Annotated in this window: 9 protein-coding genes; 6 read left to right on the forward strand and 3 right to left on the reverse strand. The window is 69.9% G+C overall.

Features of this window, described 5'->3' with window-relative positions; genetic code table 11:
- The first annotated feature begins 34 nt into the window (after nt 1–34).
- Nucleotides 35–424: a 50S ribosomal protein L20 gene (gene rplT, locus ACZ50N_RS12470; RefSeq protein ID WP_046366217.1), complete on the forward strand. Its 390-nt coding sequence runs from the start codon at nt 35–37 to the stop codon at nt 422–424.
- A gap of 32 nt (nt 425–456) precedes the next feature.
- Complete coding sequence (locus ACZ50N_RS12475; RefSeq protein WP_464475488.1) at nt 457–1,206, forward strand: TrmH family RNA methyltransferase; 750 nt, start codon at nt 457–459, stop codon at nt 1,204–1,206.
- 3 nt (nt 1,207–1,209) lie between these two features.
- Here the strand turns inward: ACZ50N_RS12475 and ACZ50N_RS12480 are convergent, their stop codons facing one another.
- Together ACZ50N_RS12480 and ACZ50N_RS12485 are read right to left on the reverse strand one after the other, a co-directional pair.
- Complete coding sequence (locus tag ACZ50N_RS12480) at nt 1,210–1,989, reverse strand: SDR family NAD(P)-dependent oxidoreductase (protein ID WP_073682025.1); 780 nt, start codon at nt 1,987–1,989, stop codon at nt 1,210–1,212.
- Between the two features lie 50 nt (nt 1,990–2,039).
- Complete coding sequence (locus ACZ50N_RS12485; protein ID WP_464475489.1) at nt 2,040–3,074, reverse strand: oxygenase MpaB family protein; 1,035 nt, start codon at nt 3,072–3,074, stop codon at nt 2,040–2,042.
- A gap of 145 nt (nt 3,075–3,219) precedes the next feature.
- Here ACZ50N_RS12485 and ACZ50N_RS12490 point away from each other — a divergent pair, with 145 nt between their 5' ends.
- A complete protein-coding gene (locus ACZ50N_RS12490) occupies nt 3,220–4,065 on the forward strand; it encodes an adenylate/guanylate cyclase domain-containing protein (protein WP_464475490.1) in 846 nt (281 codons plus the stop codon).
- An 8-nt stretch (nt 4,066–4,073) separates the two neighbouring features.
- Complete coding sequence (locus tag ACZ50N_RS12495; RefSeq protein ID WP_464475491.1) at nt 4,074–4,940, forward strand: rhomboid-like protein; 867 nt, start codon at nt 4,074–4,076, stop codon at nt 4,938–4,940.
- Here ACZ50N_RS12495 and ACZ50N_RS12500 read toward each other — a convergent pair.
- The gene (locus tag ACZ50N_RS12500; RefSeq protein WP_464475628.1) at nt 4,847–6,424 is read right to left on the reverse strand and encodes an FMN-binding glutamate synthase family protein; all 1,578 of its coding nucleotides are present in this window, start codon (nt 6,422–6,424) and stop codon (nt 4,847–4,849) included. The two genes, ACZ50N_RS12495 and ACZ50N_RS12500, sit on opposite strands and share 94 nt — an antisense overlap.
- A 43-nt stretch (nt 6,425–6,467) precedes the next feature.
- Here ACZ50N_RS12500 and pheS point away from each other — a divergent pair, with 43 nt between their 5' ends.
- Nucleotides 6,468–7,511: a phenylalanine--tRNA ligase subunit alpha gene (pheS, locus tag ACZ50N_RS12505; RefSeq protein WP_464475492.1), complete on the forward strand. Its 1,044-nt coding sequence runs from the start codon at nt 6,468–6,470 to the stop codon at nt 7,509–7,511.
- Nucleotides 7,511–10,012, forward strand: a complete 2,502-nt coding sequence (pheT, locus tag ACZ50N_RS12510) for a phenylalanine--tRNA ligase subunit beta (RefSeq protein WP_464475493.1) — start codon at nt 7,511–7,513, stop codon at nt 10,010–10,012. Before pheS ends, pheT begins: the two co-directional genes overlap by 1 nt.
- The last annotated feature ends 8 nt before the right edge of the window (nt 10,013–10,020 follow it).

A 10,020-nucleotide genomic window follows, 5' to 3' on the forward strand; every position in this document is an offset into this window, starting at 1 on the left:
CCTCTCCCTTAACCAACCCAGATAGGAAACACCCATGGCACGCGTGAAGCGCGCAGTCAACGCGCAGAAGAAGCGGCGCACAGTCCTTAAGGCCTCGAAGGGCTACCGCGGTCAGCGGTCACGCCTGTACCGCAAGGCCAAAGAGCAGCAGCTGCACTCGTTGACCTATGCCTACCGTGACCGGCGTGCTCGTAAGGGCGAATTCCGCAAGCTGTGGATCTCGCGCATCAACGCCGCCGCACGGGCGAACGACATCACCTACAACCGTCTGATCCAGGGCCTCAAGGCCGCTGGCATCGAGGTGGACCGCAAGAACCTCGCCGAGATCGCCGTCAGCGATCCGGCTGCGTTCACCGCGCTGGCCGAGGCGGCCAAGGCGGCGCTGCCCGAGGATGTCAATGCACCGTCGGGTGAGGCTGCCTGACTCTGTCAGAGCTCACGGAGCGATCTGCCCGGGTGGTGGCGGCAGCCAAGCTGCACCGCCACACCGGGCGCCGCCGCGCCGCACGCTTTCTCGCCGAGGGACCCAACCTCGTGGAGGCCGCGTTGCGGCGCGGACTCGTTTCCGAGCTGTTCGCGACTGAAGCCGCCGCGCAGCGATTCGCCTATCTGCTGACCGGGACGACCGTCCAACTGGTCACCGAAAAGGCCGCGAAAGCGTTGTCCGACACCGTGACTCCGGTGGGGCTCGTCGCAGTGTGCGAGCAGCCGACCCTCGACCTGGACGGCGTGCTCGCCGCGCAGCCGACGATGCTGGCCGTCCCGGTCGGCATTTCCGAGCCCGGCAACGCCGGCACCCTGATCCGGGTGGCCGACGCGATGGGCGCCGATGCCGTGGTGCTCGCCGGTGAGAGCGTCGACCCCTACAACGGCAAATGCCTGCGTGCTTCGGCGGGCAGCATCTTCTCGGTTCCGGTGTTGAGCGAACCCGATGTGCTGCAGCTGGTTTCACGACTGAAGGCCGCGGGCCTGCAGATTTTGGCCACGGTCCTCGATGGGGATGCGAGCGTCGACGACGTCGACGCGGCGCCGACGGCGTGGCTGTTCGGCGCGGAGGCGCACGGCCTCGCCGAGGAGGTGGCCGCGCTGGCGACCGCGCGGGTGCGCATTCCGATGCCAGGGCAGGCCGAGAGCCTCAATGTCGCCTCGGCAGCGGCGATCTGCCTCTACGCGTCAGCCCGCAGCCGCCGCATCGAACAGCGCTGACCGCTATTCGGCCCTGAGCATCCGCTCTGACACCGCGAGCAAGAGCTTGCGCGGTGCCACGCGGTACCCCATCGCAAGAATCGCGTTGCGCACTCCGGACACCACGGTGGGCGACGACTTGTCTAGTGCTGCGAGCGCGGTGTCGACGACCTCGGTGGCGCTCTGGCGCCCGTCGGTCATGAACTTCTCGCCGGTGCGGTCGAAGAACTCGGTCTGTGTCGCTCCGGGGCACAGCGCGAGGATCCGCACCCCGGTCTTGCGATTCTCGTGCCACAACGCCTCGGTGAAGGACAGCACGAACGCCTTCGTCGCGCCGTAGACCGCCATACCGGGCGTGGGCTGGAACGCCGCGGTGGAGGCCACGTTGATCACCACGCCCTGGCGGCGTTCGATCATGGCGGGCAGAAAGCGTGCGGTCAGATCGACCAGGGTTGCGCAATTCAATTGCACTGCACCGGTATTGGCCTCGGGATCCTGGGTGTGAAACGCCCCGTGCAGCCCGATTCCGGCGTTGTTGACCAGGACGTCGACGTCGCGGTTCAGCTCACCGACGCGTGCCGCCAATTCGGCGCCGGAGCCCGGCCGGGCGAGGTCGGCGGTCACGATGTCGACGGTGATGCCGGGATGACGCGCCGTCAAGCGTTCCCGCAGCGCCTCGAGCCGGTCGGCGCGGCGGGCCACCAGGATGAGATCGGCGCCGCGCGCTGCGAGCGCCACGGCGAACTCCTCGCCGATACCACCGCTGGCGCCGGTGATCAACGCTGTGCTGTTGCCGAATTGCATCCGGGTGCTCCTTCGTGCTCGGAGCTCACATTCTGTCAGGCGGCCGTGTGTCAGGCCGCGGTGCGACCCCGCGGGCGTGCCGGCCGCAACGCCGCGAGCGCGAACGTGGTGTGCACCAGCGCGCCGGCGCGATCGAGGAGCGTCTTGCCGTGGGGTACGTAGTGCATGGGAAGGCCGCGGCGCTCCCGTGGCGGCCCCATGAACGCGGGCGCCTCGACGAGCGGCGAGTCGGGCGCGATCGTCCCGTCGGCCCGACGGTAGGCGGCCACCGCCCGGGGATGCAGCCGGATCTCGTCGGGCACCGCGACGAACGCCAACTCGACCAACTTGCCGAACAGCCGCAACAGCACCTCGTCGCCGGGCGTCCACCGCATCCCGGCCTTCTCTCGCACGGCGGGATCGAAGAGCCCGGCGGCGATCCAGCGCTGCGCGCCGACCATCGGCTTGAACATCTGGTCCCACAGCGGCGTCGGCATCAGCACGAAGCGCGGCTTGGGGATGCGGATCGAGAAGATGTCGCGGGTCGCCCGGTTGATCTCGAGGTCCTCACGGCACGTCCGATCCCAGTACTCGCAGAACTCCTCCCACGAGCCCGGCACCGGCCGCATGCTCATGCCGTACATCCGGTACCACTGGACGTGTTCGTCGAACAACTGCCGCTTCTCCGCGTCGGTGAGGCCGCCGCAGAAGTACTCGGCCGTCTTGATGATGAGCATGAAGAACGTGGCGTGCGCCCAGTAGAACGTGTCCGGATCGAGCGCGTGGTAGCGGCGGCCAGACGCGTCGACGCCCTTGATCGTGGCGTGGTAGCCCTTGATCTGCGCGCCGGTCTGGGCGGCTCGCTCACCGTCGTAGACCACGCCCATGATCGGGTACACGGAGCGGGCGACCCGCTGCAGCGGTTCCTGCAGCAGGATCGAATGGTCTTCCACACCCGCGCCGAGTGCGGGGTACATGTTCTGGATCGCGGCGATCCACACGCCGAGCATGCCGGTGCGGACATCGCCGAAGTACTTCCACGTCAGCGAGTCCGGACCCAGCGGGTCCGATGCCGAGGTGCGCTGCGCCATCGCCGGTGATCGCATCACCTCACGCTAACGACTGACAACGACCGTTGTCTATGGCTCGGTGCCCGCTGTTACTCCACCGCCATCGGGCGGTCGCGCGCGCGTGACCTGGTCGTTCAGAGCCTCTCGATACCGGTGAACCACTCCGATTACGCTGACCGCTGTGGAGGACAGTGACTCGTCGAGGCCACGGGGATGGCTGCACACGGTCAACCACCACGCCGGCGCCGTCGCGTTCCTGCGGCGAGCCCGCCGCGCGCTGCCGGGCGATCCCGAATTCGGCGACCCGCTCTCGACGGCAGGGGAGGGCGGGCCCCGCGCGGCCGCCCGCGCGGCTGACCGGCTGCTGCAGCGCGAGGCGCTGACCCGCGAAGTGAGTCTCGGCGCTCTGCAGGTGTGGCAGGCCCTCACCGAGCGGGTGTCGGGCCGGCCCGCCAACGACGAGGTGACGCTCGTGTTCACCGACCTCGTCGGTTTCTCCGCGTGGTCGCTGCGCGCCGGAGACGATGCGACGCTGCGGTTGCTGCGCCGGGTGGCGCAGGTGGTGGAACCGCCGCTGCTGGAGGCGCGGGGACACATCGTCAAACGCATGGGTGACGGTCTGATGGCGGTGTTCGCCGATCCGCAGACCGCACTCGGTGCCGTGCTGGCCGCCCGGGAGGCGATCAGGACCGTCGAGCTCGACGGGTACACCCCGCGCATGCGGGTGGGGGTGCACACCGGCCGTCCCCAGCGGATCGGCGCGGACTGGTTGGGCATCGACGTCAACCTGGCTGCGCGGGTGATGGAACGCGCGACGCGCGGTGAGCTCGTGGTCTCGGCCGCGACACTGGAGCGCATCCCGGAGGAGGAGCTCGACCGTCTCGGTGTCACCGTCAAACGGCTACGGAAACCCGTGTTCGCGGGCAAGCAGGACGGCGTACCCGACGACTTCGTGATGTACCGGGTCAGAACTCGCAGGCAGTTCGCAGGTGACGAGGACGAGAACGGCGCAGCCCCCGGCGCATAGTGGATGTGGTGCAGTCCGGATTGCTCGTCGGCCTCCGCCGCGCGCGGTTCACGCTGAGCTATGCCGTCCTGGTCTCGGCGGTCACCGCGGCCATGCTGCGCATGGATCCGGCGATGCACGACGCGCTGATCCGGCACGCCAGCACGAACCTGCACAACCTGAGCCGGGGCCGATTCGGCACGCTGATCAGCAGCGCCTTCGTCGTCGACGCCGGCCCGATCTACCTGTGGCTGCCCGGCCTGGTCTGCCTGCTCCTGGTGGCCGAGCTGACCCTCGGCGGCAGCCGGACCGCGCTGATGTTCGCGACCGGCCACATCGGGGCGACGCTGCTGGTGGCCGTGGGACTGGTCGCCGCCGTCAAACTCGAATGGCTGTCGGCGTCGATCGCGCGAGCGTCCGATGTCGGCATGAGCTACGGCGCGATGGCGGTGGTCGGGGTGTTGACCGCGGCGCTACCCGCACGATGGCGCGCGGCGTGGATCGGGTTCTGGAGTGCGGCCGCGGTGGTCGTGGTGACCGGTGGCGGCGGGTTCACCGACGTCGGGCACGTGGTGGCGCTGGGTCTGGGCATGGTCGTCTCGACGCGGTTCCGCGCACCTGCGCGCTGGACGGCGCCCACGGCAGCGCTGCTGTGCGTGGGGTCGGCGTTCGCGTTCCTGATGCTCGCCGACGGTGTGGTGGGCGTCATCGAGGGCGGCGCGTGGGGCACCGCGGGGGCACTCGCCGCCGCCGGCGTCGAACGTCTGCGGCACGGTTCTCACACGAACGCGTCAGCGGACGCTCACACAAACGCGTCGGCCGACGCGGAAATCCAGTCCGAACGCCAGGACTGCGGCGGATCCCCGAGCAGCTCCCCGGGTGCCAGCCACTCGTAGATCTCGGCGTAGGTGTTGGTGCGCTGCCCTTCGATGCGGCGGTTCAGCATGGCCGGAGACAGCTCGTCGAAGCCCTCGAGTCCCATGGAGGCCACGATCTGTGCGGCGCTGGCGACGGTGGCGCGCTGGAAGTTGACCACCCGGGCGGCCTTGTCGGCGACGTCGAGGGCACGGCCACGGGCCGGATCCTGGGTCGCCACACCCGTCGGGCAGCGATTGGTGTGGCACTTGAGCGCCTGGATGCAGCCGACCGCGAACATCATCGCGCGCGCGGCCATCGTGAAATCTGCACCCTGGCAGACCCGGCTGACGATGTCGACCCCGCTCGCCACCTTGCCCGAGGCACCGACAGCGACCCGATCCCGCAGCCCGGTGCCGACGAGGCAGTTGTGCACCAGCATCAGTCCCTCGGTCAACGGCATCCCGACGTGATCCTCGAATTCCTGTGGGGCGGCACCGGTTCCGCCTTCGGCGCCGTCGACGATCACGAAATCGGGCGTGATCCCGGTGGCCAGGAATCCCTTGCACAGCGACAGGAACTCGGTGCGCGCGCCGACGCACAGTTTGAAACCGACGGGCTTACCGCCGGAGGCGCGCCGCAGCGCCGCGATGAAGTGCGCGAACTCCACCGGGGTACCGAATGCGGTGTGCGCAGGAGGGGACACGACGGTGCGGCCCACCGGGACTCCGCGGGTCTCGGCGATCTCGGCGCTGACCTTCGCGCCCGGCAGCACGCCACCGAGTCCGGGCTTGGCGCCCTGGGACAGCTTGATCGAGATGGCTTTCACCGCGGGAAGCGCGGCCTTCTCCGCGAACTGGGCGGCATCGAAGCGCCCGTCGGCATCCCGGCACCCGAAGTATCCCGACCCGATCTCCCAGATCAGATCGCCGCCGCCGGCGAGGTGGTAGGGGCTGATCCCACCCTCGCCGGTGTCGTGGGCGAAGCCGCCGCGCGCCGCGCCCGTGTTCAGTGCCCTGATCGCGTTGGCCGACAGAGCGCCGAAACTCATCGCGGAGACGTTGAGGAGCGCGATGTCGTAGGGCTGCGTGCAGTCCGGGCCGCCGAGACGGACCCGCGGATCGAGATCGTCGGCGAATCGTGCACGCAGTGAATGGCGCAGGAACTCGTAGCCGAGCGCGGTGACGTCGCGCTCGGTGCCGAACGGTTCGTCACTCTTGGTGCCCTTGGCACGTTCGTACACCAGATCGCGCGTCTCCCGGTCGAAGGGTGTTGCCTCGATGTTCGACTCGATGAAGTACTGCCGGACCTCCGGGCGGATCATCTCCATCAGGAACCGCACGTGGCCGATGATCGGGTACAGGCGAAGGATCGTGTGCCGGCGCTGGATCAGGTCCCACGAACCGAGCAGGGCGAGCCCCAGCAGCACCGCCGCCGCGACGCCCCACTCTGCGTGCGCGAACGCGGTCAGCGCCACCGCGCCCACCGCGAGCAGCCAGATTCCTGCGATCACCAGCGGCCGGATCACCACGGCGTGAGGGTAACGCGCCATCGCCTATGATCGCCGGGTGGCTGATCAGCCAGGGAACCTCACCGACGACGCGTTGACCGATGCGGTCAGCGCAGCCGCTCGCGCTTTCGCCGACGCGGCGACCCTCGACGACCTGGCTCGCGCGAAGACCGAACACCTCGGTGACCGGTCGCCGATCGCGCTGGCCCGCCAGGCTCTGGGCGCCCTACCCAAGACCGAGCGGGCCGACGCGGGCAAGCGGGTCAACGTCGCGCGGACCGCCGCGCAGAGTGCCTTCGACGAGCGGCTGGCTGCACTGCGCGCCGAACGCGACGCCGCAGTATTGGTCGCAGAACGCATCGATGTGACGCTGCCCTCGACGCGTCAGCCGCTCGGGGCCCGGCACCCCATCACGCTGCTGGCCGAGCACGTCGCCGACACCTTCGTCGCGATGGGGTGGGAGCTGGCCGAGGGCCCGGAAGTCGAGACCGAGCAGTTCAACTTCGACGCGTTGAACTTCCCGCCCGACCACCCCGCCCGCAGCGAACAGGACACCTTCCACGTGGCGCCCGACGGCTCGCGTCAGGTGCTGCGCACCCACACCTCCCCGGTGCAGATCCGTGCGCTGCTCGACCGTGAGCTGCCGGTCTACATCGTCTCGATCGGACGAACCTTCCGCACCGACGAACTCGACGCCACCCACACCCCGGTCTTCCACCAGGTGGAGGGACTGGCCGTCGACAAAGGACTGACCATGGCGAACCTCCGCGGCACGCTGGACGCGTTCGCGCGCGCGCAGTTCGGGCCGCAGGGCCGGACCCGGCTGCGGCCGCACTTCTTCCCGTTCACCGAACCGTCGGCCGAGGTCGACGTGTGGTTCCCCGACAAGAAGGGCGGACCCGGCTGGGTCGAATGGGGCGGCTGCGGCATGGTGAACCCGAATGTGTTGCGCGCGTGTGGGATAGACCCCGACGAGTACTCCGGCTTTGCATTCGGCATGGGTTTGGAGCGCACTCTGCAGTTCCGCAACGGCATCCCGGACATGCGCGACATGGTCGAAGGTGACGTGCGCTTCTCCCTGCCGTTCGGGGTGGGCGCCTGATGCGTCTTCCCTACAGCTGGCTGCGCGACGTCGTGGCAGCCGGGGCTCCCGGCTGGGACGTGACCCCCGAAGAGCTCGAGCAGACATTGATCCGGATCGGTCACGAGGTCGAGGAGATCATCCCGGTCGGACCCGTACGCGGTCCGCTGACCATCGGACGGGTCGAATCGATCGAGGAACTCACCGAGTTCAAGAAGCCCATCAGGGCGGTCAAGGTCGACGTCGGCTCGCAGAATGTGGACGGCGAGCCGCGCGACATCGTCTGCGGCGCAACCAACTTCGCAGTCGGCGACCTGGTCGTGGTGGCTCTGCCCGGCGCTGTGCTGCCTGGCGAGTTCACGATCGCCACCCGAAAGACCTACGGCCGCACCTCCGACGGCATGATCTGCTCGTCGGCCGAGCTCAACCTCGGCGCGGACCACTCCGGCATCATGGTCCTCCCGCCGGGCACCGCTGAGCCGGGCGACTCCGCCCACGAGGTGCTCGGGCTCGACAACGTGGTGTTCCACCTCGCGATCACCCCGGACCGCGGCTACTGCCTCTCGGTGCGTGGCATGGCCCGCGAGATCGCCAACGCCTACGACCTCGACTACGTCGATCCGGTGCTGGAGGTTCCCGGCCTCCCCAGCGAGGGTGATGCGCTGCCGGTAACGATCGATCCCGCCGCCGGTGTGCAGCGTTTCGCGCTGCGTCCGGTCACCGGTATCGACCCGGCCGCGGTCTCGCCATGGTGGCTGCGACGGCGCCTGCTGCTCAGCGGGATCCGCGCGATCTCACCGGCCGTCGACGTGACCAACTACGTCATGCTCGAACTCGGCCACCCGATGCACGCGCACGACCGCAGCCTGATCAACGGCGGCTTCCGGGTGCGATTCGCCGAGCCGGGGGAGACCGTCGTCACGCTCGACGACGTCGAGCGCCGGCTCGATCCGGCCGACGTCCTGATCGTCGACGACGCCGCGACTGCTGCTATCGGCGGCGTCATGGGCGCAGGCACCACCGAGGTCCGCGACAGCACCACCGACGTCCTGCTCGAGGCCGCGGTCTGGGATCCGGCCGCGGTGTCGCGCACCCAGCGCCGGCTCCGACTGCACAGCGAAGCGGGTCGCCGCTACGAACGCACCGTCGACCCGGCGATCTCGGTCGCCGCGCTCGACAGGGGAGCCGCGCTGCTCGCCGAGATCGCCGGCGGCACCGTGCAACCCACGCTCACCGACTGGCGGGGTGAGCCGCCCCGCGAGGACTGGTCGCCGGCGCCGGTGCGTATGCCCGTCGGCCTGCCCGACCGGATGGCCGGGGTCGAGTACGCCCCCGGAACCGCGCAGCGGCGGCTGACTCAGATCGGCGCCTCGGTCACCGTCGACGGTGACGAGCTCACCGCCGTACCGCCCAGCTGGCGTCCCGATCTGCGCGAGCCGGCGGACCTGGTCGAAGAGGTCATGCGGCTCGAAGGCCTCGACGTCGTCCCGTCGGTGCTGCCCGCCGCTCCCGCCGGCCGCGGTCTGACACCGGCGCAGAAGCGGCGCCGGGCGATCGGCACAGCCCTGGCGCTCGGCGGCTTCGTGGAGATCCTCCCGACGCCGTTCCTGCCCGCAGGGATCTTCGACCAGTGGGGGCTGCCGGCCGAAGACCCACGCCGGCACACCACCCGGGTGCTCAATCCGTTGGAGTCCGACCGCCCGGCGCTGGCCACCACGCTGCTACCCGGCCTGCTGGAAGCGTTGAGCCGCAACGTCTCCCGCGGCGCCACCGACGCGGCGCTGTTCGCGCTCGCGCAGGTCGTCGAATCCACCACCACGACACGCGCGGTGGACCGTATCCCCACCGACCGTCGCCCCACCGATGACGAGATCGCCACATTGGACGCGTCGCTGCCGCGCCAGCCGCAGCACGTCGGGGCGGTGCTGGCCGGGTTGCGCGAGCCCGCAGGCCCGTGGGGTCCCGGACGGCCGGTCGAGCCGTTCGACGCGTTCGAGGCGGTCCGGATCATCGGGCGGGCCGCCGGCGTGGAGTTCACGCTGCGCAGCGTCGAGTACCTGCCGTGGCATCCCGGCCGGTGCGCCGCGATCTGCCTGGGGGACACCGTCGTCGGCCACGCCGGTCAGCTACACCCCGCGGTCATCGAACGCTCGGGCCTGCCCAAGGGCACCTGCGCGCTGGAAGTGGACCTCAACGCGGTGCCGATCACCGAGCTGCTACCGGCTCCGCGCGTCTCGCCGTTCCCCGCGGTGTTCCAGGACGTCGCGCTCGTCGTCGACGAGGAGGTGCCGGCACAGCGGGTCGTCGACGCGGTGCGCGACGGCGCCGGCGAGCTGCTCGAAGACGTCCGGCTCTTCGATGTCTACGCCGGACCGCAGGTCGGCGAGGGGCGTAAGTCGCTGGCGCTGGCGCTGCGGTTCCGTGCCGATGACCGGACACTGACCGAGGACGAGGCGAGCGCGGCGCGCGACGCGGCCGTGGCCGCAGCGGCCAGCGCTGTGGGTGCCCAGCAGCGGCGCTGACCAGCCTC

The organism is Mycolicibacterium obuense (assembly GCF_055397605.1).